The following is a 22,050-nucleotide window of genomic DNA, read 5'->3' as shown; positions in this document are numbered from 1 at the left end:
ACAAGTTCAGCACGCAGCGCTATGTCGACTTGGCAACTTGGCGAAAAGCATTCGATCAGGAAGCGTTCCACTCCGCTACCCGGGTGGGAAGCACGCTGTCCGGCCATGGCCAGTACCCATAGGGTCAAAGCCCCCCTCCGGCACCGTCTTCGCTGATGGTGAGGGGGGTGGGGGGACATTCCGGCAAGGGGGGTGACCTGCCGGGAAGTTGGCTGAAAACATGCGGGTGTGGATGTGCGAACCGGTCAGTCGTGAGGGGACATCCCGCCGGAACCATGACAACCGCGGTGCGTTCCGGCCCCGGCGCGCGAGTGCCGGCCGCGCTGGGCGGCCGCCGTGCGGTCCTCCACGAGAACCGCCGCCGCACTCCTTCCGGCCTTCTCCGAGTGGCGCAGCAGCACCCGGCAGGCGGCCGTGACGGCGGCCAGGCCGAGGGTGGCCACCGCCGCCCCGCCGAAGGAGGTCCCGTAGACGACGAGGACGACGGGGACGAGCAGGCAGCTGAAGGCCGCCCAGCGCACCACGTCACCCGCGGGGTCGTCGTGGGGGCGCCTCGCGGATGGCACGGACGGGTGAAGCGGTGGAGGCGGCATGTGGACGGACTGCGTCGGCTGAGCGGGCGACTGAGCGGGCTGGACGGGGTGAACCGGATGACCGGGCACGGCGTGCTCCCTGCGTGCTCTTCCTGGACGGTCGGACTCGTGTCCAACGGCGGGCGGCGCGGCTCGGTCACTGCGCGCACGGGTGGCACGTGCCCGGCGGGGGAGTAGCTCGTCACTGGCTGTAGGGGGCAGCGGCCATTGCCAAGGCAGCGTCGCTGCGGCATGCTCCCTTGGACGCTCTCCAGGGGCGGCAAGCCCTGTGCAGCACAGGAGTGTCGCCGTACCCTGGTGGGTATGGGCTTGGGAAGATGCTTCCCGGACAGAGCTCAGTCACACTGAGTTGCCATTCTCCGAATCTTCACCGCTCGCATCGTCACTTCCGCCCACTGCCGCCCAGCTGCCTTGTCCCTTCGCCCGAGGACCTCTTCGCCGAGACACCCATGGCCGGTCACGAATTCTCCGAACCCGCGGACCGCAAGCGCAAACGCCTCGCCGACCCCGAATCGGCCGACCTGCGCGCGGTGGAACAACCACGTCATCCCTGCGACCCGGCCTTCCGGCACGGGGTCGTCGTGGGATTCGACGGATCCACGTCCAGTGAGCGCGCCCTCGCGTACGCGATCGGCATGGCCCGTCGCTCCGGATCGGGTCTGATCATCGTCCATGTCGCCAACCGGCTCCCCACCACCGTGTGGGCCGGCTGCGAGCCGCCCGTCTTCGTGGACGTGCCGGACCACCGCACCGAGGTGCTGGGTCTGGAGCTGGCCTGCGCGGACTATCTGGCCGAGGTCCCGTGGATCCTCGTCGAGCGGGGCGGGGACATCTGCCACGAGCTGGAGGAGGTCGGCCGGGAGTACTCGGCGGACGCCATCGTGGTCGGTTCCACGCACGGGATCGTCGGCCGGATCTTCGGATCGGTGGCGGGCCGGCTGGCGAAGCGGGCGCAGCGACCGGTTGTTGTCATCCCGTAACCGACTGTATGTCGATTGTGTGGTTGTGAACCCCCTTGTAAGGGGTAGATAAATGCTGCTGGGACGCAGCAAACAACTGCAGATCGAAGGGAGCCCGCCGTGGACAATGGTGTCTCTGCGGGAAGCAAGGCCTCGACTTCGACCCTCGGGCACATCGCCCTGGGGCTCACCCTTCTCGCGTTCGGTATCGGCCAGACCGGAGTCATCAGCGGTGTGACCGTCGCCAACTCCGTGTCGCTCGCGACCTTCCTTGGCGGTCTCGCCCTGTTCGTCCTCGGGATCCTCGAATTCCGCGGCGGCAACGGCTTCAACGGAACGGCGTTCGCGGGCATCGGTGCCTTCTGGTTCACCTGGGCCAACGGCGCTGACGGAAAGGTTTCGGCACACGCGGCCGGAATGTTCCTCGTCCTGTTCGCCATGCTCGCGCTGACCCTCACCGCCGCTGCTTCGGGCGGCCTGTTCGGTCAAGGCGTGTACGGCCTGTTCACCCTCTCGCTGCTGCTCCTGGCGATAGGCACGTTCGCCGACACCGGCGGGCTGGTCAAGGCGGCAGGCTGGGCGGCCGCGCTCTCCGGGCTGCTGGCCTGGTACGGCGCCACCGCGGCGCTGGCGAGCTGGCCGATGGCGCTCGGCAAGGGTTCGAGCGGAGCGGTCGCCGCGAGCTGACGGCCCGAGCGACGGCTCGAGCCTGCGGCGCAGGTACGCGAGAAGGCCCCCGGGGGATCCCCGGGGGCCTTCCTCGTGCGCGGCCGACAGGTGCACGGCCGCTGCGCTGCTACTCGACGGTGACGGACTTCGCCAGGTTGCGCGGCTTGTCGATGTCCCGGCCCAGGGCCAGGGCGGTGTGGTACGCCAGGAGCTGGAGCGGGATGCCCATCAGGATCGGGTCCAGCTCGTCCTCGTTCTTGGGCACGAGGATGGTGTGGTCGGCCTTCTCCTGCTCGCGGTGGGCGACCGCGAGGATCCGGCCGCTGCGGGCCTTGATCTCCTCCAGCGCCGCGCGGTTCTTCTCCAGCAGGTCGTCGTCCGGGACGATCGCGACCGTGGGCATCGCCGGCTCGATGAGCGCCAGCGGGCCGTGCTTGAGCTCGGAGGCCGGGTAGGCCTCGGCGTGGATGTAGGAGATCTCCTTGAGCTTCAGGGAGGCCTCCAGGGCCACCGGGTAGCCGCGCACCCGGCCGATGAACATCATCGACTTGGCCTCGGCGTACTCGGCCGCGAGCTTCTTGATGTCTTCCTCGCCGTCCAGGATCTCCTGGATCTGGGCGGGCAGCTTGCGCAGGCCCTCGATGATCCGCTTGCCGTCGGTGACGGACAGGTCGCGGATGCGGCCGAGGTGCACGGCGAGCAGCGCGAAGGCCACGACCGTGTTGGTGAAGCACTTGGTGGAGACCACGCAGACCTCGGGGCCGGCGTGCACGTAGACGCCGCCGTCGGCCTCGCGGGCGATCGCGGAGCCGACCACGTTGACCACGCCGAGGACGCGGGCGCCCTTGCGCTTGAGCTCCTGCACGGCCGCGAGCACGTCGTACGTCTCACCGGACTGGGAGACCGCGATGTAGAGGGTGTCGGGGTCCACGACCGGGTTGCGGTAGCGGAACTCGGAGGCCGGCTCGGCGTCGGCGGGGATCCGGGCGAGGCCCTCGATGAGGCCCGCGCCGATCAGGCCGGCGTGGTACGAGGTGCCGCAGCCCAGGATCTTGACCCGGCGGATGCCGCGCGCCTCGCGCGGGTCCAGGTTCAGGCCGCCCAGGTGGACGGTGTTGAACCGGTCGTCGATCCGGCCGCGCAGCACGCGGTCGACGGCGTCGACCTGCTCGGTGATCTCCTTGTGCATGTACGTGTCGTGACCGCCCATGTCGTACGAGGCGGCCTCCCACTCCACGGTCTCGGGCGTGGCGGTGGTCGTCGTGCCGGAGGTGGTGTAGGTGCGGAAGTCGTCGGCCTTCAGGGTGGCCATCTCGCCGTCGTCGAGGGTGACGATCTGGCGGGTGTGGGCGACGAGCGCGGCGATGTCCGAGGCGACGAACATCTCCTTCTCGCCGATGCCGAGGACGACCGGGGAGCCGTTGCGGGCGACGACGATGCGGTCGGGGAAGTCGGCGTGCATGACGGCGATGCCGTAGGTGCCCTCGACGACCTTGAGCGCCTCGCGGACCTTCTCCTCCAGGGTCGCGGCCTGGGAGCGGGCGATCAGGTGGACGAGCACCTCGGTGTCGGTCTCCGAGAGGAAGACCACGCCGTCGGCCTCGAGCTTGGCGCGCAGCTCGGAGGCGTTGTCGACGATGCCGTTGTGGACGACCGCGACCTTGTTGTCCGCGTCCAGGTGCGGGTGGGAGTTGGTGTCGCTCGGGGCGCCGTGGGTGGCCCAGCGGGTGTGCGCGATGCCGGTGGTGCCGGCGAAGCGCTTGGGTACCCGGGACTCCAGCTCGCGCACGCGGCCCTTGGCCTTGACGACCTTCAGGGCCGCGGACTTCGGGCTGTTGACGACGATGCCCGCGGAGTCGTATCCGCGGTACTCCAGTCGCTGCAGCCCCTCCAGCAGCAGCGGTGCCACGTCACGCTTGCCGATATAACCCACGATTCCGCACATAAGGTCTTACCCCTCCTGAAGTTCGATTGCTCTTGCCGCTGCCCTGCGCCTGCCCCCACGGGGTGGCGGTCAGCCGTAGACGATGCGCCGCAGTTGCCGGAGCGACAGCTCCGGCGGGGCCACCGCGCGGTGCGGCAGCTCGGCCGCGATCCGCTCGAAGATGTCCGCGTTGACCGCGCCGCCGGACTGGAGCTCACGGTGGCGGCGGCGGACGAACTCCTCCGTCGTCTCGTCGAAGTACGCGAGCACGTCGAGCACCACACGGGCGGCTTCCCCTCGCTGGAGCGAGGTGCTGCGCACCAGGTGGTCGACGAGGTCGTCGTACGACGGGCGGCGGTCGGGCATCCGTCGATATTGACGGTCCGAGCCGCAGAACGCAAAGATCCTGCCCGAAATCGGGCAGGATTGCTCTGGTCTGGACCAGAGGAGGGGTTAATTCCGGTCTAGGACGCTCAGAAACGTCCCAAAATCGCCGCTTTCGCCGTGGTGAACTCCTCGGCCGTCAGGATCCCGGCTCGGTGCAGCTCCCCCAGCTCGCGCAGCCGCCGCAGCAGGACGTCGTGGGTCCCCTCCGAGGGCGCCGCCGCCGGGTGGGGCATGCGGACCGCCACGGCCGCTGCGACCAGCGCCATCAGCGGGTCCTTCTTGAAGCCGGACAGCTCCACCGCGTGCGGGTCGTACTTCGGAGCGGGCGCGGCCGCCGTCGTACCGGCCAGGGTGAAGCGGAGCCACCCGTTCGTCAGCCCCTTCGACGGAGCCCACTCCACCGACCGCACGTCCCGGATCCGGAACTCCCGGGGCCCGCCCGAGCGTTTGGCCTCCTCCGTGGTCCAGTTCCAGTCCAGGGCCACCCGGTCACCGTCGAAGGCCACCGTCCCGTCGCCCGCGCCGACCGTGATCGGCACCGCCGGCCCCGGCAGCAGGTAGGAGTCCGCGGGCCCGGGATCCACCTGGTCCAGCAGCAGCGCATTGCGCACCTCGTCCACGAAGTACTCCGCGACCCCGGCCCGGGCCGACTCCACGGTCAGCCGGTACGGATCGGAGGCCTCCGGTAGCCGCCCGCCCGTCACCTGGAGCAGCGGATCGGCGCCGTCACGCAGGCGCAGCCGCAACCGGCCCGCCTTGCGCCCCGGTTCGTAGGAGACCCCGGCGAGCGCGCACAGCGGGACGACCACCTCGCCCAGCGTCTGGCGCAGCAGTCCCACCGCCTTGTCGCGGCCCGGCACGATGCGCACCGAGTCCCCGTCGAAGGTCCACGTACCGTCCTTCTGGATGATTTCCGCCACCTCGGGATTCTCGCACCGTCCTTGCGGGCCCGTCTGGTCTATACCTGGTGGCATGAGAGTCCCGCACCGCGCGCTCGCCGCCCTGCTCGTCCTCGCCGCCGTCCCCGCCGCCGCGTCCTGCACCGTCGCGCACGGGGCCGACGACGCCCGGCCCGCCGGCGCGGGCTCCGCCGTGCTCGCCCCTTACGCACGGATCCTGCCGGCGCCCGTCTCCGCGCACGCCGCGGGCCCGGGGTACGCCTTCGGTCCGGGCACGGTCGTGCGTACCGGCACCACGGACGACGAGGAGGTCCGCAAGGTCGGGGAACTCCTCGCCGAGCAGCTCCGGGGACCCAGCGGACTGCCGGTGCCCGTGGTCGACGGCGCCGAGGGCGACGGGATCCGGCTGCGGATCGACGAGGGGACGGCAGGGGCGGGCGCCGAGGGGTACCGGCTGGAGTCCGGCCCCGACGGGGTCACCCTCACCGCGCGCACGCCCGCCGGGCTCTTCCACGCCGGCCAGACGCTGCGCCAGCTGCTCCCGGTGTCCGGTCCGGGGACGGTGCCTGGCGGGACGGTCACGGACGCGCCGCGCTTCGCGTACCGCGGGGCGATGGTGGACGTGGCCCGCCACTTCTTCACGGTCGAGCAGGTCAAGCGGTACGTGGACCAGCTCGCGCAGTACAAGGTCAACACCCTGCACCTGCACCTGACCGACGACCAGGGCTGGCGCCTGGCGATCGACTCCTGGCCGAAGCTGGCGCAGTACGGGGGAGGCAGCGAGGTCGGCGGCGGGCCCGGCGGGTACTGGACGAAGGACCAGTACCGGGACCTGGTGGCGTACGCGGGGGAGCGGTACGTGGACGTGGTCCCCGAGATCGACATGCCGGGCCACGTGAACGCGGCGCAGGCCTCGTACGCGGAGCTGAACTGCGACGGAAAGGCGCGCGAGCGCTACACCGGGATCAAGGTCGGCTTCAGCTCCCTGTGCGTGGGCCAGGAGCGGACCTACGAGTTCATCGACCAGGTGCTCGGTGAACTGGCGGAGCTCACGCCCGGCCCCTACCTCCACATCGGCGGCGACGAGGCCCACTCCACACCGGCGGCGGACTACGCGGCGTTCATGGACCGGGCGCAGCAGGTCGTGGCCGAGCACGGCAAGACGGTGATCGCCTGGCACCAGCTCGCGACGGCGCACCCGGCGCCGGGCGCGGTACTCCAGTACTGGGGCCACGACCGCACGGCGGCCCCGGAGAAGGCGGCGGTCGCCGCGGCCGCGAAGGCGGGCCACCCGCTGATCCTGTCCCCGGCGGACCGGCTCTACCTGGACATGAAGTACGACGCGGCGACCAAGCCGGGCCTGGCCTGGGCGGGCTTCGTCCCGGTCCGCCGCGCCTACGACTGGGACCCGGGGACCTACCTGGCCGGAGTCCCGGAGTCCGCGGTCCTCGGGGTGGAGGCCCCGCTGTGGACCGAGACCATCGCCACCCGCCCGGACCTGGAGTACATGGCCTTCCCGAGGGTGCTGGGCCTGGCGGAACTCGGCTGGTCCCCGCCCGCCGCCCACGACTGGACCGCGTACAGCCGCCGCCTGGCGGCCCAGGCCCCCCGCCTGGACTCCCAGGACGTCAACTACCACCGCGCCCCGGACGTGCCGTGGTCGTCGTGACGCGGGCCGGTGTACGGGCGGCGGCCGGATGCGGTCCGCAAGCCGCTCCGCCCGCGCCTCCTCCCATCAGAACTGCTGCTGCTTGGCGTCGGGAGGGAGGAGGCACGGGGTGTCGACGGACAGAGTCCACAGGTCGTCGCCCACATCGCCCGCGGAGACGAACTGCTTGTCCTTCGGACGGCTGGCCTGGAGACCGTACGCACCGCGTTCCTGCCCGGGCCCTTCCTGGTAGCCGACGACCTTGAAGCCCTGCGCCTCGAGTTCGCTCCTCAACGCCTTCAGGGCCTCGGCGTACTGGGCCCGGGGCACCTTGGCGCGTGCATTGAACATCAGGGTGAACCGGCCGTCGTGGGCCGTCTCGCCGTTCTTGCCGGTGCAGTTGTGGAAGTTCGCGCTGAGCGTGTCCGAGATGATCTCGGACTTGGCCGTGCGAGCCATGGAGTCGACCCAGTCCTCCGCCCAGGCCTCCGCATGTGCCCTGCTCATACGGGGAAGCGGATCGTTGGCGCCGTTGTCGGACATGCATCCTCCGAGTACCAGGGTGAGGGCGAGGACAAGGGAGGCCCTGCGCATCGTGGGCATGGGTCGCGGTCTCCTTCCAGCTGATCACGGAGACATCGTCTCCGTGCCCCTCGCTCCACTTTCCCGAGGCGTTCGTGATCGCAGAGATCGTACGCGCATGCGAATGCGGTCGTCGGCCGGGTCGGGCCGCAGGAGTGGGGAAGGGGCGGGTGCGCTGCCGAGGGACCGTAGTCGGCAGCGCACCCGCCCCTTGATCACCGTCGCGCGAACCGCGCGACGGGGTTCTTGAGGGTGCCGATCAGCTGGAGGGCGGCGGAGGGGTCGGCGAGGTCGACCATCTGCTTGTTGTTGCGCAGCTGGAGGCGGTTGAGGCAGGACAGCTGGAACTCGTCCGCGAAGAGGTCGTAGCGGGCGAAGCGGTCCGCCAGGGCCGGGACGGAGTCCTGGTAGTCGTGGGCGCAGTCGGCGACCGCCCGCCAGAAGGCGGACTCCTCGCAGATGCCCTCGGAGACCAGGATCGAGTTCAGGAAGCGGAAGAAGCAGTCGAAGACGTCCGTGAAGATCGACAGGAGCTTCATGTCCTCCGGGATGTCGGCCTTGATGCGCTCCACGGCCGGCGGCAGGACCGCGTCCGGGTCCATGACCACGATCTCCTCGGCGATGTCCTTGAAGATCGCCCGCTTCACCACGCCGTTCTCGATGACGAGGATCGTGTTCTCGCCGTGCGGCATGTACGCCAGGTCGTACTGGTAGAAGCAGTGCAGGAGGGGGACCAGGTAGGCGCGCAGGTACGAGCGCAGCCATTCGGCCGGGGTGAGGCCCGACTCCGCGACGAGGGCGCCGACGAAGGAGTCGCCCGCGGAGTCCACGTGGAGGAGCGAGGCCATGGTGGCCAGCCGCTCGCCCTCCTGGAGCGAGGCCACCGGGGACTCGCGCCACAGGGCCGCCAGCATCTTGCGGTACGGGGAGTAGCGGTCGGTCGCGCGCTCGTACTGGCGGTGGTGGTAGCCGATCGCCGCGCGCTCGCGGATGATCGAGAAGTCGACCGACCGGAGGACCTCGTCCGACTGGATCAGCTGGTGCAGCCAGTCGTTGATCGCCGGGGTGGCCTCCATGTACGTGGCGGAGAGGCCGCGCATGAAGCCCATGTTGAGGACCGAGATCGCCGTTTTGACGTAGTGCTTCTCGGGGGCGCTGGTGTTGAAGAAGGTACGGATCGACTGCTGCGCGAGGTAGGAGTCCTCGCCCTCACCCAACAGGACCAGGCGGCGGTTGGCTATCTCGGCGGCGAAGGTGACCGTGGTCTTGTTCCACCACTGCCAGGGGTGGACCGGGAAGAAGTGGTAGTCCGCCGGGTCCAGGCCCAGGGCCCTCAGTTTCGCCTCGAACCCCTCGACGGCCGCCTCGCCCAGCTCGGCCCGCATGAAGGAGCCGTGGTCCAGGCCGGAGCCCGCCGTGAAGGTGGAGACGTCCTTACGGGCCGCCACCCACACCAGGTGGACCGGGCTCGCGGCCTCCGGGGCGTACGAGAGGTACTCGTGCACGCCGAAGCCGAGGCGGCCGTTGTTGGCGACGAAGCAGGGGTGGCCCTCGGTCATGCCGGTCTCGATGTCCTGGAAGGAGGACTTGGCCAGCACCGACGAGGAGATCTGCGGCTTCGTGTACTTGAAGCCCGATCCGGCCAGGGTGGAGGAGATCTCCTCCAGGTAGACGGGCAGGACCTCGGCGCTCAGTCCCAGGGAGTCCTTGAGCTCGATGTGGAAGTCGATGGCGTCCAGCGGCAGCTGCGCGCCGTCCCGGTGGCGGGTGACGGAGGCCTCGTCCACCGCCCAGTGGTCCAGGGCGTGCAGGGCCGCGGTGAAGCGGTACTCCACGGAGCCGTCGTCGCTCAGGACCGAGTAGCGGGAGTCGCCCAGGGGGGCCGGAGTGAGCAGGCGCTCGTGGGAGAACTCCGCCAGGGCCTTCTTGACCAGGGCCCGGTTGGCGCGGGCCCACAGCTCGGGGGAGAGGTGGGAGACGGCGTCGGCGAGGCTCATATCGACTCTCCCGTGGTGATACCGGTGCTGATACCGGTGGCGGCTTCGAACTGTTCGCGGGTGCAGAAGCTCAGCAGGGCTTCCTTCTCCGGCTTGACGACCGGCCCGTCGGGTACGAAGCCGACGGCCTCGTTCAGTGCGTGGACGGCCGTGTTGCGGACGTCGGGCTCCACCACGACGCGGCGGGTCGCCGGGTCGGCGAAGAGGGAGGCCATGACGGTGGTGATGACCGCGAGGGTGAACCCGTGCACGGGGGTGTCGCTGGGGGCGACGAGGAAGTGCATGCCGACGTCCCCGGGCAGGGCCTCGTAGAGGCCGACCAGTTCCAGCCGACTCGGGTCGTAGTGCTCCATCAGGAAGGCGGGGCGGCCCTCGTGGAGGCCGATGAAGGCCTCGTGGTGCTCGGCGGCGGCGATCTTCATGTACTCGCGCTCCACGTCGGGCAGCGAGGCTTCCTGCATCATCCAGAACGCGGCTTTGGGGTGCGTGACCCAGCCGTGCAGCAGTTCCGCGTCGGCGAAGGGGTCCAGCGGGCGGACCGAGAAGGCGCCGAGGCCCGGGTCGGTGCGGGTGAAGCGGGAATCGGTGGTGGTGCTCATGCGAAGGTGCCTTCCGGGGCGGCGAACTGCTGGAACGCGATGGACTTCTCGACCTTGTAGTACTCGCGGCCGAGCAGCTCGCCGATGATGTACGCGTTGCGGTACGCGGCCATGCCCAGGTCGGGCGAGGTGATCGAGTGGTTGTGGACGGTGCCGTTCTGGAGGAACACGCCGCGGCCGGTGGTGTCGATGCTGTAGTTGCGCGCCGCGTCGGGGCGGCCGTGGCCGTCGAAGTTCAGGCGGCCGCGTACGGGGTTCAGGAACTCGGGGAGTTCGTACCGGTAGCCCGTCGCGAGGACCAGGCCCTGGCTGGAGAGGGAGAAGTCGCGCTCCTGTTCCTCCTGGCGCAGCCCGAGCGTGTACGTGCCCGTGGTGGGGTCGTACGCGGCCGAGTTCAGCGAGGTGTTGGTGAGCAGGGTGGTGGTGACCGGGCCCGGCGAGGTGACCTTCTTCTGGTAGAGCAGGTCGAAGATGGCGTTGATGAGCTCGCCGTCGATGCCCTTGAAGAGGTTCTTCTGCCGGCTCTCCAGGCGGTAGCGGGTGTCCTCGGGGAGCGCGTGGAAGTAGTCCACGTACTCGGGGGAGGTCATCTCCAGCGTCAGCTTGGTGTACTCCAGCGGGAAGAACCGCGGGGAGCGGGTGACCCAGTTGAGCTGGTAGCCGTGCACGTCGATCTCGGCGAGCAGGTCGTAGTAGATCTCGGCCGCGCTCTGGCCGGAGCCGACCAGGGTGATCGACTTCTTCTTCTGCAGCTCGGCCTTGTTCTGCATGTAGGCGGAGTTGTGCGTGAAGTCGCCGCCCACCTGCGCGCACGCCGGCGGTACGAACGGCGGGGTGCCGGTACCCAGGACCAGGCGGCGGGCCAGGTGGGTCTCGCCGCGGTCGGTGTGGACCTCGTAGAGGCCGGCCCGCTCGTCGTAGGTGACCTCGGTGACCGAGGTGGAGTACTGGACGTTGTCGAGCCGGTCGGCGGCCCAGCGGCAGTAGTCGTTGTACTCGGCCCGCAGCGGGTAGAAGCTCTCCCGGATGTAGAAGGAGTACAGCCGGTCCTTGTCCTTCAGGTAGTTCAGGAAGGAGAAGGGCGAGGTCGGGTCGGCGAGGGTCACCAGGTCCGACATGAACGGCGTCTGCAGGTGCGCGCCGTCCAGGAACATCCCGGCGTGCCACTCGAAGTGCGGCTTCGACTCGATGAAGAGGCCGTCGAGTTCGTCGATCGGTGCGGTCAGGCAGGCCAGTCCCAGATTGAAGGGACCGAGACCGATTCCGATGAAGTCACGGGGCTCACGAGTGGACGACAAGGGACTCTCCCAGGAACTGCTCGGCGTGTGCGGCGAGGAGGTCGAGCACGGCCGTGATGTCGGCCGTGGTGGTCTGCGGGTTGAGGAGGGTGAACTTCAGGTACTGCCTGCCGTCCACCTTGGTGCCGGCCACCACGGCCTCTCCCGAGGCGAACAGGGCCTTGCGGGCATGGAGGTTGGCCTCGTCGACCAGATCGGCGCGCACCTCGCCACCGGGCACGTACCGGAAGACCAGGGTGGAGATCTGCGGTTTGACCACGACCTCGAAGCGCGGGTCGGCGTCGATGAGGTCCCAGCCGGCCGCGGCCAGGTCGACGACCTCGTCGAAGAGGGAGCCGATCCCGTCGGCGCCCATCACGCGCAGGGTCATCCAGAGCTTGAGCGCGTCGAATCGGCGCGTGGTCTGGATCGACTTGTCGACCTGATTGGGGATGCTCCCCCGTAGCCCTGCGGGCACGGGAGGTTCCCCCGGCTGCGCCATCTGACGGGGGTTGAGGTAGTCCGCGTGGTACGTGGCGTGCTTCATCGTGTCGCGGTCGCGCACCAGTAGCGCGCTGGAACTGACCGGCTGGAAGAAGGACTTGTGGTAGTCGACCGTCACCGAGTCGGCGAACTCGATGCCGTCGAGCAGGTGCCGACGGGTGGGGGAGACCAGCAGGCCGCAGCCGTACGCGGCGTCCACGTGCATCCAGGCGGAGTGCTCGGCGGCCAGCCGGGCGATCTCGGGGAGCGGGTCGATGGACCCGAAGTCGGTGGTGCCGGCGGTCGCGACGACGGCCATCGGGAAGAGGCCCTCGCGGGCGCAGTTCTCGAGTTCCAGCGCGAGGACGGAGGTGTCCATCCGGCGGCCCCGGTCCACGGGGACGGCGATGACGGCCTCGTAGCCGAGTCCGAGCATGGCGGCCGACTTCTTGACGCTGAAGTGGCTGGCCTCGGAGGTGAAGATCCGCAGTTTGGGGAGGACTTCGGACTTCGGGAGCTCGCCGGCGCTGTCCTTCATCACGATGCGGCAGGCCTCGTCGCGGGCCAGGAGCAGTGCGTGGAAGTTCGACTGGCTGCCGCCGGAGGTGAAGATGCCGTCCGCGCCGGGGCCGAGGCCGATGCGCCCGGCCGTCCAGTCGATGAGGCGGCGCTCGATGAGCGTGCCGCCGATGGACTGGTCCCAGGTGTCCAGCGAGGAGTTGACGGCCGAGAGGACGGCCTCGCCGAGTACGGCCGGGATGACCACCGGGCAGTTGAGGTGCCCGAGGTAGCGCGGGTGGTGGAAGTAGACGGCGTCGCGGAGGTAGACGTCCTCCAGCTCGTCGAGGGCGGCGGCCGCGTCTTCGAGGGGGGCGTCCAGGTCGATGCCGGCGATGACCGGGGCGAGTTCGTCCACGGATATGCCGGTGTGGGGCCGTTCCGTGGTCGCGAGTTTGGCCGCGACGCGCGCGACTCCCTCGGTGACGGAGCGCCGGTAGAGGTCCGCGGTCGTCTCGTTGAGCAGATGCTGACGCATCAACTTTCCTCCGGGCAGGGGGAGAGGGGGGCATGGGGTGCATTAATTAGGTTAGCCTAACCTAACTGTCACTCCAAATGGAGATGGGCCCCGACGGGAAGCCGGGACCCATTTCAAGTGTTCTCGGACGAACGGAAGTTGACTCGACGTCGGCTAGTGCCGTGACCGCACTAGAGGGCCGCGCCCGGGTCCTCGCTGGGCGCCCGGCCCGCGTACGCCTCCGCGAGGAGCTCCTCCTCGCTCGCGCCGAGCCGCCAGTAGCCGGTGAAGCGCACCGCGCGCCGGTCGACGCCGCGCTCCTGCACGAAGTGCCGGCGGACCGCCCGGATCGTCGCGGACTCGCCCGCGATCCAGGCGTACGGGGCTTCGGCGGCCGGTATTCCGGCCGCCCGGACCACCTCCAGCAGGTGGTCGGTGCGCTCGCGGCCCGCGCCGCCCGCGCGGACGACCCAGGTGATGTCGGCGTCGGCGAGCGTCGGCAGGACCAGCCGGTCGTCCTCGTGCGGCACCTCGAACCAGGCCTTGACCCGGGTGCCGTCCGCGAGCCGGTCCAGGATCGCGGCGGCCGCCGGCAGGGCGGTCTCGTCGGCGTACATCAGGATCGCGTCGGTGGCCGCCGGCGGCTGGAAGCGCACGGACTTGTTCTCCGCGACCATCGGTCCGATGGCCATGATCCGGCGGCCGGTGACCGCGCGGCCCGCCCAGTACGAGGCCGCAGAGGTGTCTCCGTGCAGCACGAAGTCGATGTCGACCTCGTCCACGCCCTCGGGAGTCCGCCGCTGCTCGCGGACCGTGTACGAGCGCATCACCGGGCGCTCCTCGTCCGGCATCGCGCGCCACTGCGTGAACCAGGTGTCCTCGGCCGTGGACGGCAGCACGGTGTGCTCCCGGTCGGCGGGCGGCAGGAAGAGGGACAGGCTCTGGTCGTAGCCGCCCGAGCGGAAGCCCGCGAGGGACGCGCCGCCGAAGGTGATCCGCAGGAACGAGTGGCCGAGTCGGCGCGTGCGGAGGACTTCGAGCTCGAAGAAGCCGAAGTCCGGTGTGCCTTCGGCGATTTCGGCGGCCTCGACGGCTGCGGCCGCGGCTGATGCGGTGGCGGTCATGCGGGTCCCCCTGGGAGTCGGGTCGGTGCCGGGTGAGGCGGCGGGGTGGTGCGGCGGGGCAGGCGGCCGGGTGAGGCAAAAGGCCCCGACACCCGCGTGGGGCGCCGGGGCCGGACGGCCTGAGGTCAGCTGACCTTCTTGGCGTTCTGGATGGACTTCGTGAGCTCTTCCAGGATCAGCGCGCACTTCTCGTACGAGTAGATCGGCTCGGTCACGCGGGGGGTGATCTGGCCGGCCTTGACGGCGGGCATCTCGGCCCAGGTCGGCTTGGCCTTCAGCTGCTCGGGCTGGAGGGTGCCGGTGCGGTTGTCGAGGAGGACGACGTCGGCCTTGTACTTGCCGGCGTTCTCCCAGCTGAGGCTCTCGAAGAAGCCGCCCTCCTGCGTCTTCTCCGGGACGACGAACTCGACGCCGAGCGACTGGAAGTACTTCAGGTCGGCGGAGGTGGCCGGGGTGGAGACGTAGAACAGGTCGGCGGAGCCGGAGCCGACGAGGACCTTGATGCCCGGGTTGGCCTTGGTGGCCTCGCGCAGCTTCGCGGAGGCGGCTTCGAAGCGGGCCTTGGCGTCCACGGTCTTCTTGGCGTTCAGGTCTGCGCCCAGGGACCCCGCGAGATCCGCGGTGCGGGCCAGGGCCTTGTCCATGGTGACGTCGCCGCCCACGCCGATCGCGGCGGCCGGGGCCAGCTTCAGGATCTTGTCCTTGGAGGCCTCGGGGACGTACCAGTACGTGCCGTCCCAGGTGTTGGTGACCAGCAGGTCGGGCTGGAGGGCCGCGTACTTCTCGACGTTGAACTCGTCGTAGACGTTGCCGAGGATCTCGACCTTGGAGATGTCCATCGATCCGGCCTGCACATCGGGCTTGCCGTCGGCGGTCTTCGTCGGGCCGAAGACGCCCTTGACGTTGACCCCGTAGTCGTACAGCGCGGCGGCGGTGCCGGTGAACGCGACGACGTTCTTCGGTGTGGACTTGGCGGAGACCTCCTTGCCGAGGTCGTCCTTGAAGCTCCAGGGACCCGAGGCCGCGGAGCCCTTGTCCTTGCTGCCCGACCCGTCCTTCGCGGAGTCGTTGCCGCCGCAGGCGGTGAGCGCGGCGACGAGGCCGAGAGCGCCGCCTGCCGCGATGAGACCGCGGCGGGTGAGGAGGGAGGATCGGGACTTGGGCATGTCGATGTCCGCTTTCATGCGTGCCGGGCGACCGTCGGGCCGTTCGAAAGGAAGGTTAGCCTAACCTTCACTAAAAGCGGTAAGGGGGCCCTAACCAACAGGGCCCCCTCTTCGTGCGGAACGCTCCGGGTCAGCCGGAAAGCCCCAGTTCACGGGCGATCAGCATGCGCTGGACCTCGCTCGTGCCCTCGCCGATCTCGAGGATCTTCGAGTCCCGCCACATCCGGGCCACCGGGTACTCGTTCATGAACCCGTACCCGCCGTGGATCTGCGTGGCATCGCGCGCGTTGTCCACGGCCACCGTCGAGGAGTACAGCTTGGCGATGGCCGCCTCCTTCTTGAACGGCTCCCCGGCCACCAGCCGGGAGGCCGCGTCGCGCCAGCCGATCCGGGCCATGTGGGCGCGCATCTCCATGTCCGCCAGCTTGAACTGGATGGCCTGGTTGTCGCCGATCGCCTTGCCGAAGGCGTGCCGCTCCTTCGCGTACTTCACCGACTCGTCCACGCAGCCCTGCGCGAGCCCGGTGGCCAGCGCCGAGATGGCGATGCGGCCCTCGTCGAGGATGCGCAGGAACTGGGCGTAGCCGCGGCCCTCGTGGCCGACCAGGTTGGCCACGGGGACCCGTACGTCCGCGAAGGACAGCTCACGGGTGTCCGAGGAGTTCCAGCCGACCTTGGAGTACGGGGCGGCCACGGTGAAACCGGGGGTGCCGGACGGGACGATGATCGAGGAGATCTCGGGACGGCCGTCCGCCTTGCGGCCCGTCACCGCGGTGACGGTGACCAGACCGGTGATGTCCGTACCGGAGTTGGTGATGAAGCACTTCGAGCCGTTGATCACCCACTCGTCGCCGTCCCGGACGGCGGTCGTACGGGTGCCGCCCGCGTCGCTGCCCGCGCCGGGCTCGGTCAGGCCGAAGGCGCCGAGGATCTCACCGGAGCACATCCGCGGCAGCCACTCGCGCTTCTGCTCCTCGGTGCCGAAGAGGTAGAGGGGCATGGCGCCCAGCGAGACGCCCGCCTCCAGGGTGATGGCGACCGAGGAGTCGACGCGGGCCAGCTCCTCCAGGGCGATGCCGAGGGCGAGGTAGTCGCCGCCCATACCGCCGTACTCCTCGGAGAAGGGCAGGCCGAAGAGGCCCATGCGGCCCATCTCACGGACGATCTCGTACGGGAACTCGTGCCGCTCGTACAGATCGCCGATCTTCGGCGCCACGACATCGTGGGCGAACGCCTCTACGGTGCGGCGGAGTTCCTCGTGCTCGGGGGTGAGCCGGTGGTCGAGGGCCATGGTCTTCGTTACTCCTTGTGGGAGAGGGCGCGGACGGTACGGGAGGGGCTGGGGCGCCCCAACTGCTCGGCCATCCACACGCTCGTGGCGGTGAGGGCGGCCAGATCGACCCCGGTCTCGATGCCGAGGCCGTCGAGCATCCAGACGAGGTCCTCGGTCGCGAGATTGCCGGTCGCGCTCTTCGCGTACGGGCAGCCGCCGAGGCCGCCGGCGGAAGCGTCGACCGTGGTCACGCCGTGCTGGAGCGCGGCGAGGGTGTTGGACAGGGCCTGGCCGTAGGTGTCGTGGAAGTGCACACCGATCCGGTCGGTCCCGACGCCCTCCTCGTTGAGCTCGCTCAGGAGGGTCTGGACGTGCCCCGGGGTGGCGACGCCGATGGTGTCGCCGAGGCTCAGCTCGTCACAGCCCAGGTCGAGCAGGGCCTTGGCCACGCCCACCACCTGGTGGACCGGGACCGGGCCCTCCCAGGGGTCGCCGAAGCACATGGAGAGGTAGCCGCGCACGTGCGCCCTGCCCTCCTTGGCGCGGGCCACGACGGGCTCGAACATGGCGAGGGACTCGGCGACGGTCCGGTTGAGGTTGCGGGAGGCGAAGGTCTCCGTGGCCGAACCGAACACGGCGATGCGGGTGGCGCCGAGCGCGAGCGCGCGGTCGAGGCCGCGCTCGTTGGGGACGAGGACCGGGAGGTGGACCCCCGGCAGGTCGCCGAGTTCCGGGAACAACTGCTCGGCGTCGGCCAGCTGCGGAACCCACTTGGGGTGCACGAAGCTGGTCGCCTCGATGGTGGTCAGCCCGGCGGCGGCCAGCCGGTGGATGAACTCGGCCTTGACTGCGGTCGGAACCGCCGTCTTCTCGTTCTGCAGCCCGTCACGGGCTCCGACCTCGTGGATCCGGATCCGGGGCGGAAGCCCGGGTGCGGCGACGGCCATGGGCAGCCCGTTCATTCGCCCTCCTCCTCGTCCGGGGTGACGACGGCCAGGATCTGGTCCATGGCGACGGTGGTGCCGGGGGAGACGTCGAGCTCGGTGACGGTCCCGGAGTGCGGGGCGGAGATGACGTGCTCCATCTTCATGGCCTCCACGACGAGCAGGCTCTGCCCGGCCTCCACCCTGTCCCCGACGGCCACCTTCACGACGGTGACGGTGCCGGGCATGGGGGCGGCCAGTGTTCCGGCGCCGGTGTGACCCCGGCCGCCGAGGGCTGCCGCCACGGGGTCGTACGCCTGCACGTGCCAGGAGTCGGCGTCGCGGCCGAGCCAGGTCCCCTCGGGGGAGGGTGCGTAGGCGAAGCGATGCGTGACGCCGTCGAGTTCGACCGTCACGTGGTCGGGGGTGCGTGCGACGATCCGACCCCGGGCCGGTGTGCTGGGGCTCCGCCCCAGACCCCGCGCCTCAAACGCCGGCGGGGCTGGATTTGGGCCGGCGCCGCCGTCAGGTGCGGGCAGTGGGGCCTCGGCCGAGCCGAGCAGGACCTCCGTGGCGACTCCGGCATCGGGCCCGGCGGGCCGGGTGCGGACCTCCACCGGGTCCTGGCCGGGGAGGCGGAAGTGGTGGACCGTCCAGGCGGGGGTCCCGCCCAGGCGCCAGCCGTTGGCGGAATCGAAGGGGTCGACCCATCCTCCCGCCGCCGCGGCACCATCCAGCCCCGCCGGCGTTTGAGGCGCGGGTCCGGGCAGAGCCCGGTTTCGGGAAGGGGCGGGGTGGGGGAAGGCCAGCAGTGCAGCCGCCACGTACACCTCGGCCGGAACCCCCTCCGGCAGGAGCTGGGCCAGGTCCCGCTCGACCAGACCGGTGTCCAGGTCACCCGACACCACGTCAGGGTGCGCCAGCAGCCTCCGCAGGAAACCGGTGTTGGTCTGGACCCCCAGGATCACGGTCTCCGCCAGAGCCCCCCGCAGCAAGCGCAGCGCACTGGCCCGGTCGGGCCCGTACGCGATCACCTTCGACAGCATCGGGTCGTACGTCGACCCGGTGTCCACCCCGGCCACCAGCCCGGAGTCGGTCCGTACCGACCCGCCCGAAGGCTCGGACAGTGCCAGGACCGTGCCCCCGGAGGGCAGGAACCCCCGGGCCGGGTCCTCCGCGCAGACCCGCGCTTCGATCGCGTGCCCGGTCAGGACGACATCCGACTGCGTGAAGCCCAGCTCCGCGCCGGCAGCGACCCGCAGCTGCTGCTCCACCAGGTCGAGGCCCGTGATCAGTTCGGTCACCGGGTGCTCCACCTGGAGCCGGGTGTTCATCTCCATGAAGTAGTACGAGGACGGGTCCCCGCCCGGGACGATGAACTCCACGGTCCCCGCGCCGACGTACCCGCACGAGCGCGCCGCCTCCACGGCCGCCGCGCCCATCGACTCCCGCAGTTCGGGGGTGAGCAGGACCGAGGGGGCCTCTTCGATCACCTTCTGGTGGCGCCGCTGGAGGGAGCATTCGCGCTCGCCCAGGTGCACCACGTTGCCGTGCGCGTCCGCCAGTACCTGGATCTCGATGTGCCGGGGCCGGTCCACCCACCGCTCCACGAGCAGCGTGTCGTCACCGAAGGAGGACCGCGCCTCGCGCCGGGCGGAGGCGATCTCCTCGCCCAGCGCTGCCGCGTCGCGGACGAGCCGCATGCCCTTGCCGCCGCCGCCCGCCGAGGGCTTGAGCAGTACCGGCATGCCGATCTTCTCGGCGGCGGAGACCAGTTCGGCGTCCGAGAGCCCGCTTCCGGAGGATCCCGGGACCACCGGGACGCCCGCGGCCTTCACGGTCTCCTTCGCCCGGATCTTGTCCCCCATCAGGGAGATCGCCGAGGCCGGCGGCCCGATGAAGGCGAGGCCCGCCTCGGCGCAGGCGGCCGCGAAGGCGGCGTTCTCCGCGAGGAAGCCGTAGCCGGGGTGGACGGCCTCGGCCCCCGTCCGGCGCGCGGCGTCGAGCAGCCGTTCCACGGACAGGTAGCTCTCGGCGGCGGCCGCCGGGCCGATCCGGACGGCCGTGTCGGCCTCCCGTACGTGCCGGGCGTCGGCGTCCGCGTCGCTGAAGACGGCGACGGAGCGGATGCCGAGCTCCCGCAGCGTCCGGATGACCCGGACCGCGATCTCGCCCCGGTTGGCGACCAGAACAGTGCTGAACATCGAAGAGGTCCTCACGTCACATACGGAAGATGCCGAAGCCCGAGTCGCTCAGGGGAGCGTTCGCGCAAGCCGTCAGGGCCAGTCCCAGCACCTGCCGGGTCTCCATCGGGTCGATGACCCCGTCGTCCCACAGCCGCGCGGTGGCGTAGTAGGCGTTGCCCTGGGCCTCGTACTGGGCCCGGACCGGGGCCTTGAAGGCCTCCTCGTCCTCCGCCGACCACTCCTGGCCCGCGCCCTCGATCTGGTCCCGCTTGACCGTGGCGAGCACGGAAGCGGCCTGCTCGCCGCCCATCACCGAGATCTTGGCGTTGGGCCACATCCACAGGAACCGCGGCGAGTACGCCCGGCCGCACATCGAGTAGTTGCCCGCGCCGTAGCTGCCGCCGACCACCACCGTCAGCTTCGGGACCCGGGTGCAGGCCACTGCTGTGACCATCTTGGCGCCGTGCTTGGCGATGCCGCCCGCTTCGTAGTCGCGGCCGACCATGAAGCCCGAGATGTTCTGCAGGAAGAGCAGCGGGATGCCGCGCTGGTCGCACAGCTCGATGAAGTGCGCGCCCTTCTGGGCGGATTCGGAGAAGAGGATGCCGTTGTTGGCGACGATCCCGACCGGGTGGCCGTGGATCCGGGCGAAGCCGGTGACCAGGGTCTGCCCGAACTCGGCCTTGAACTCCTGGAACCGCGACCCGTCCACCAGCCGGGCGATGATCTCGCGGGCGTCGTAGGGGGTGCGGGAGTCGACGGGGACCGCGCCGTACAGCCCGTACGGGTCCACCTTGGGCTCTTCGGGGGCCTCCACCGACCAGGGCAGGGCCCCGCGGTCGGGCAGGGTCGCCACGATGTTCCGTACGATCCGCAGCGCGTGCGCGTCGTCCTCCGCGAGGTGGTCGGTCACGCCGGAGGTCCGGGAGTGGACCTCGCCGCCGCCCAGCTCCTCGGCCGTGACCACCTCACCGGTGGCGGCCTTCACCAGCGGCGGGCCGCCGAGGAAGATCGTGCCCTGGCCGCGCACGATGACGGCCTCGTCGCTCATGGCCGGTACGTACGCCCCGCCGGCCGTGCAGGAGCCGAGGACGGCGGCGATCTGCGGGATGCCCGCGCCGGACATGCGGGCCTGGTTGTAGAAGATGCGGCCGAAGTGGTCCCGGTCGGGGAAGACCTCGTCCTGCATGGGCAGGAAGGCGCCGCCGGAGTCGACGAGGTAGAGGCAGGGGAGACGGTTCTCCAGGGCCACTTCCTGGGCGCGCAGGTGCTTCTTGACGGTCATCGGGTAGTACGTGCCGCCCTTGACCGTGGCGTCGTTGGCGACGATCACGCATTCGCGGCCGCTGACCCGCCCGATGCCGGCGATGACCCCCGCGGCCGGGGCCGCGCCCCCGTACATGCCCTCGGCGGCCAGCGGGGCCAGCTCCAGGAAGGGGGATCCGGGGTCGAGGAGGGCGTCCACGCGGTCGCGCGGCAGCAGCTTTCCGCGGGCCGTGTGGCGGGCGCGGGCCTTCGCTCCACCGCCGAGCCGGGCCGCCTCCAGCCGGGCGCGCAGGCCCTCGGTGAGCTCGCGGTGGGCGGCCTCGTTGGCCCGCCAGGCATCGGACGCCGGGTCGGCGGCGCTCGTCAGCACTGGTGCCTGCTGCATCGGTCGAGCTCCCTTGCTCGGTGCGCTCTTGTTAATGAGCGTTAACGCATGTGGGACTTAGGTTAACGACCGCTAACGGCCCTGTCTAGAATGGATTCCCATGAGCACCAGAGCGGCCGCCCCGACCCGGCGTGAGCAGATCCTCGGCGAGGCTGCCCGCCTCTTCGCCGAGCGTGGATTCCACGGCGTCGGCGTGGACGAAATAGGGGCCGCGGTGGGCATCAGCGGCCCCGGCCTGTACCGGCATTTCGCGGGCAAGGACGCCATGCTCGCCGAGCTGCTCGTCGGCATCAGCGAGCGGCTGCTGACCGGCGGCCGCCGACGGGTGGAGGAGGCCGCGGGGGACCCGTCCGGCGTACTGGCCTCCCTCATCGACGGCCACATCGACTTCGCGCTCGACGACCGGGCGCTGATCACCCTCCACGACCGGGAGCTCGACCGGCTCCGCGAGGCCGACCGCAAGCTCGTACGGCAGCTCCAGCGCCAGTACGTCGAGCTGTGGGTCGACGTCGTGCGGGAGCTGCACCCCGAGGTGGGCGAGACGGAGGTGCGGGTCTGCGTGCACGCGGTCTTCGGCCTGCTGAACTCCACCCCGCACCTGGCCGTGCTCGGCCGGGAGGCGACCGAATCGCTGCTGAGGAGGCTCGCGAACGGGGCCTTCGGGGCGCTGTCGGGATGACGGGACGCGTCCGCTG

The 22,050-nt window shown here is 70.3% G+C and carries 19 protein-coding genes; 4 read left to right on the top strand and 15 right to left on the bottom strand.

Annotation, left to right across the window (positions count from 1 at the left end; translation table 11 throughout):
• Positions 1–245: 245 nt before the first annotated feature.
• Positions 246–566 (bottom strand): hypothetical protein, encoded by a 321-nt coding sequence (locus OG490_RS13370; RefSeq protein WP_443065805.1) that lies wholly within the window; start codon positions 564–566, stop codon positions 246–248.
• A gap of 476 nt (positions 567–1,042) precedes the next feature.
• Here OG490_RS13370 and OG490_RS13365 point away from each other — a divergent pair, with 476 nt between their 5' ends.
• Both OG490_RS13365 and OG490_RS13360 read left to right on the top strand, forming a co-directional pair.
• Positions 1,043–1,573, top strand: a complete 531-nt coding sequence (locus OG490_RS13365; protein WP_328298807.1) for a universal stress protein — start codon at positions 1,043–1,045, stop codon at positions 1,571–1,573.
• A gap of 99 nt (positions 1,574–1,672) precedes the next feature.
• Entirely contained in the window at positions 1,673–2,239 is a 567-nt protein-coding gene (locus OG490_RS13360; RefSeq protein ID WP_330296509.1) for a GPR1/FUN34/YaaH family transporter, read from the top strand.
• Positions 2,240–2,348: 109 nt separating this feature from the next.
• Here the strand turns inward: OG490_RS13360 and glmS are convergent, their stop codons facing one another.
• The 3 genes from glmS to OG490_RS13345 all read right to left on the bottom strand — a co-directional run bounded on the left by glmS (position 2,349) and on the right by OG490_RS13345 (position 5,452).
• Complete coding sequence (gene glmS, locus OG490_RS13355; protein WP_330296508.1) at positions 2,349–4,166, bottom strand: glutamine--fructose-6-phosphate transaminase (isomerizing); 1,818 nt, start codon at positions 4,164–4,166, stop codon at positions 2,349–2,351.
• Positions 4,167–4,235: 69 nt separating this feature from the next.
• Positions 4,236–4,511 carry a hypothetical protein gene (locus OG490_RS13350; protein WP_330296507.1) on the bottom strand — a complete coding sequence of 92 codons (276 nt, stop codon included), beginning with the start codon at positions 4,509–4,511 and terminating at the stop codon, positions 4,236–4,238.
• A 107-nt stretch (positions 4,512–4,618) separates the two neighbouring features.
• Entirely contained in the window at positions 4,619–5,452 is an 834-nt protein-coding gene (locus tag OG490_RS13345; RefSeq protein ID WP_330296506.1) for a DUF4429 domain-containing protein, read from the bottom strand.
• A gap of 52 nt (positions 5,453–5,504) precedes the next feature.
• Between OG490_RS13345 and OG490_RS13340 the strand changes: the two genes are divergently transcribed.
• The gene (locus tag OG490_RS13340) at positions 5,505–7,100 is read left to right on the top strand and encodes a beta-N-acetylhexosaminidase (protein WP_330296505.1); all 1,596 of its coding nucleotides are present in this window, start codon (positions 5,505–5,507) and stop codon (positions 7,098–7,100) included.
• Between the two features lie 66 nt (positions 7,101–7,166).
• On the opposite strand, the gene OG490_RS13335 is transcribed toward OG490_RS13340, so the two are convergent.
• The 11 genes from OG490_RS13335 to OG490_RS13285 all read right to left on the bottom strand — a co-directional run bounded on the left by OG490_RS13335 (position 7,167) and on the right by OG490_RS13285 (position 21,355).
• The gene (locus OG490_RS13335; RefSeq protein WP_330296504.1) at positions 7,167–7,682 is read right to left on the bottom strand and encodes a hypothetical protein; all 516 of its coding nucleotides are present in this window, start codon (positions 7,680–7,682) and stop codon (positions 7,167–7,169) included.
• A 194-nt stretch (positions 7,683–7,876) separates the two neighbouring features.
• Positions 7,877–9,658, bottom strand: a complete 1,782-nt coding sequence (locus OG490_RS13330) for an IucA/IucC family protein (RefSeq protein ID WP_330296503.1) — start codon at positions 9,656–9,658, stop codon at positions 7,877–7,879.
• Complete coding sequence (locus tag OG490_RS13325) at positions 9,655–10,257, bottom strand: GNAT family N-acetyltransferase (protein WP_330296502.1); 603 nt, start codon at positions 10,255–10,257, stop codon at positions 9,655–9,657. Before OG490_RS13325 ends, OG490_RS13330 begins: the two co-directional genes overlap by 4 nt.
• Positions 10,254–11,555 (bottom strand): lysine N(6)-hydroxylase/L-ornithine N(5)-oxygenase family protein, encoded by a 1,302-nt coding sequence (locus tag OG490_RS13320; RefSeq protein ID WP_330296501.1) that lies wholly within the window; start codon positions 11,553–11,555, stop codon positions 10,254–10,256. Before OG490_RS13320 ends, OG490_RS13325 begins: the two co-directional genes overlap by 4 nt.
• Positions 11,539–13,053, bottom strand: coding sequence for a pyridoxal phosphate-dependent decarboxylase family protein (locus OG490_RS13315; RefSeq protein WP_330296500.1), 1,515 nt, complete (start codon positions 13,051–13,053; stop codon positions 11,539–11,541). Before OG490_RS13315 ends, OG490_RS13320 begins: the two co-directional genes overlap by 17 nt.
• A gap of 170 nt (positions 13,054–13,223) precedes the next feature.
• The gene (locus OG490_RS13310; protein WP_330296499.1) at positions 13,224–14,156 is read right to left on the bottom strand and encodes a siderophore-interacting protein; all 933 of its coding nucleotides are present in this window, start codon (positions 14,154–14,156) and stop codon (positions 13,224–13,226) included.
• Positions 14,157–14,281: 125 nt separating this feature from the next.
• Positions 14,282–15,322: an ABC transporter substrate-binding protein gene (locus OG490_RS13305; RefSeq protein ID WP_330296498.1), complete on the bottom strand. Its 1,041-nt coding sequence runs from the start codon at positions 15,320–15,322 to the stop codon at positions 14,282–14,284.
• A 130-nt stretch (positions 15,323–15,452) separates the two neighbouring features.
• Positions 15,453–16,613, bottom strand: coding sequence for an acyl-CoA dehydrogenase family protein (locus OG490_RS13300; RefSeq protein ID WP_330296497.1), 1,161 nt, complete (start codon positions 16,611–16,613; stop codon positions 15,453–15,455).
• An 8-nt stretch (positions 16,614–16,621) separates the two neighbouring features.
• Positions 16,622–17,557, bottom strand: a complete 936-nt coding sequence (locus tag OG490_RS13295; RefSeq protein WP_330296496.1) for a hydroxymethylglutaryl-CoA lyase — start codon at positions 17,555–17,557, stop codon at positions 16,622–16,624.
• Positions 17,554–19,722: an acetyl-CoA carboxylase biotin carboxylase subunit gene (locus OG490_RS13290; protein WP_330296495.1), complete on the bottom strand. Its 2,169-nt coding sequence runs from the start codon at positions 19,720–19,722 to the stop codon at positions 17,554–17,556. Before OG490_RS13290 ends, OG490_RS13295 begins: the two co-directional genes overlap by 4 nt.
• A gap of 16 nt (positions 19,723–19,738) precedes the next feature.
• Positions 19,739–21,355, bottom strand: a complete 1,617-nt coding sequence (locus tag OG490_RS13285) for a carboxyl transferase domain-containing protein (RefSeq protein ID WP_330296494.1) — start codon at positions 21,353–21,355, stop codon at positions 19,739–19,741.
• Between the two features lie 100 nt (positions 21,356–21,455).
• Here OG490_RS13285 and OG490_RS13280 point away from each other — a divergent pair, with 100 nt between their 5' ends.
• Positions 21,456–22,034, top strand: coding sequence for an SACE_7040 family transcriptional regulator (locus tag OG490_RS13280; protein ID WP_330296493.1), 579 nt, complete (start codon positions 21,456–21,458; stop codon positions 22,032–22,034).
• Positions 22,035–22,050: the final 16 nt, after the last annotated feature.

Source organism: Streptomyces sp. NBC_00503 (assembly GCF_036346895.1).
In the GTDB taxonomy this organism is placed as follows: Bacteria; Actinomycetota; Actinomycetes; order Streptomycetales; family Streptomycetaceae; genus Streptomyces.
The sequence above is the reverse complement of the archived record's forward strand: the minus strand, read 5'-3'. Positions and strand labels throughout refer to the sequence as shown.

What these genes read in the sequence shown, in the direction of transcription:
- OG490_RS13295 (WP_330296496.1), bottom strand. Translation starts at nt 17,557, where the DNA reads ATGAACGGGCTGCCCATGGCCGTCGCCGCACCCGGGCTTCCGCCCCGG.
- OG490_RS13350 (WP_330296507.1), bottom strand. Translation starts at nt 4,511, where the DNA reads ATGCCCGACCGCCGCCCGTCGTACGACGACCTCGTCGACCACCTGGTG.
- OG490_RS13290 (WP_330296495.1), bottom strand. Translation starts at nt 19,722, where the DNA reads ATGTTCAGCACTGTTCTGGTCGCCAACCGGGGCGAGATCGCGGTCCGG.
- OG490_RS13300 (WP_330296497.1), bottom strand. Translation starts at nt 16,613, where the DNA reads ATGGCCCTCGACCACCGGCTCACCCCCGAGCACGAGGAACTCCGCCGC.
- OG490_RS13285 (WP_330296494.1), bottom strand. Translation starts at nt 21,355, where the DNA reads ATGCAGCAGGCACCAGTGCTGACGAGCGCCGCCGACCCGGCGTCCGAT.
- OG490_RS13310 (WP_330296499.1), bottom strand. Translation starts at nt 14,156, where the DNA reads ATGACCGCCACCGCATCAGCCGCGGCCGCAGCCGTCGAGGCCGCCGAA.
- OG490_RS13315 (WP_330296500.1), bottom strand. Translation starts at nt 13,053, where the DNA reads ATGCGTCAGCATCTGCTCAACGAGACGACCGCGGACCTCTACCGGCGC.
- OG490_RS13325 (WP_330296502.1), bottom strand. Translation starts at nt 10,257, where the DNA reads ATGAGCACCACCACCGATTCCCGCTTCACCCGCACCGACCCGGGCCTC.
- OG490_RS13340 (WP_330296505.1), top strand. Translation starts at nt 5,505, where the DNA reads ATGAGAGTCCCGCACCGCGCGCTCGCCGCCCTGCTCGTCCTCGCCGCC.
- glmS (WP_330296508.1), bottom strand. Translation starts at nt 4,166, where the DNA reads ATGTGCGGAATCGTGGGTTATATCGGCAAGCGTGACGTGGCACCGCTG.
- OG490_RS13280 (WP_330296493.1), top strand. Translation starts at nt 21,456, where the DNA reads ATGAGCACCAGAGCGGCCGCCCCGACCCGGCGTGAGCAGATCCTCGGC.
- OG490_RS13365 (WP_328298807.1), top strand. Translation starts at nt 1,043, where the DNA reads ATGGCCGGTCACGAATTCTCCGAACCCGCGGACCGCAAGCGCAAACGC.
- OG490_RS13330 (WP_330296503.1), bottom strand. Translation starts at nt 9,658, where the DNA reads ATGAGCCTCGCCGACGCCGTCTCCCACCTCTCCCCCGAGCTGTGGGCC.
- OG490_RS13335 (WP_330296504.1), bottom strand. Translation starts at nt 7,682, where the DNA reads ATGCCCACGATGCGCAGGGCCTCCCTTGTCCTCGCCCTCACCCTGGTA.
- OG490_RS13305 (WP_330296498.1), bottom strand. Translation starts at nt 15,322, where the DNA reads ATGCCCAAGTCCCGATCCTCCCTCCTCACCCGCCGCGGTCTCATCGCG.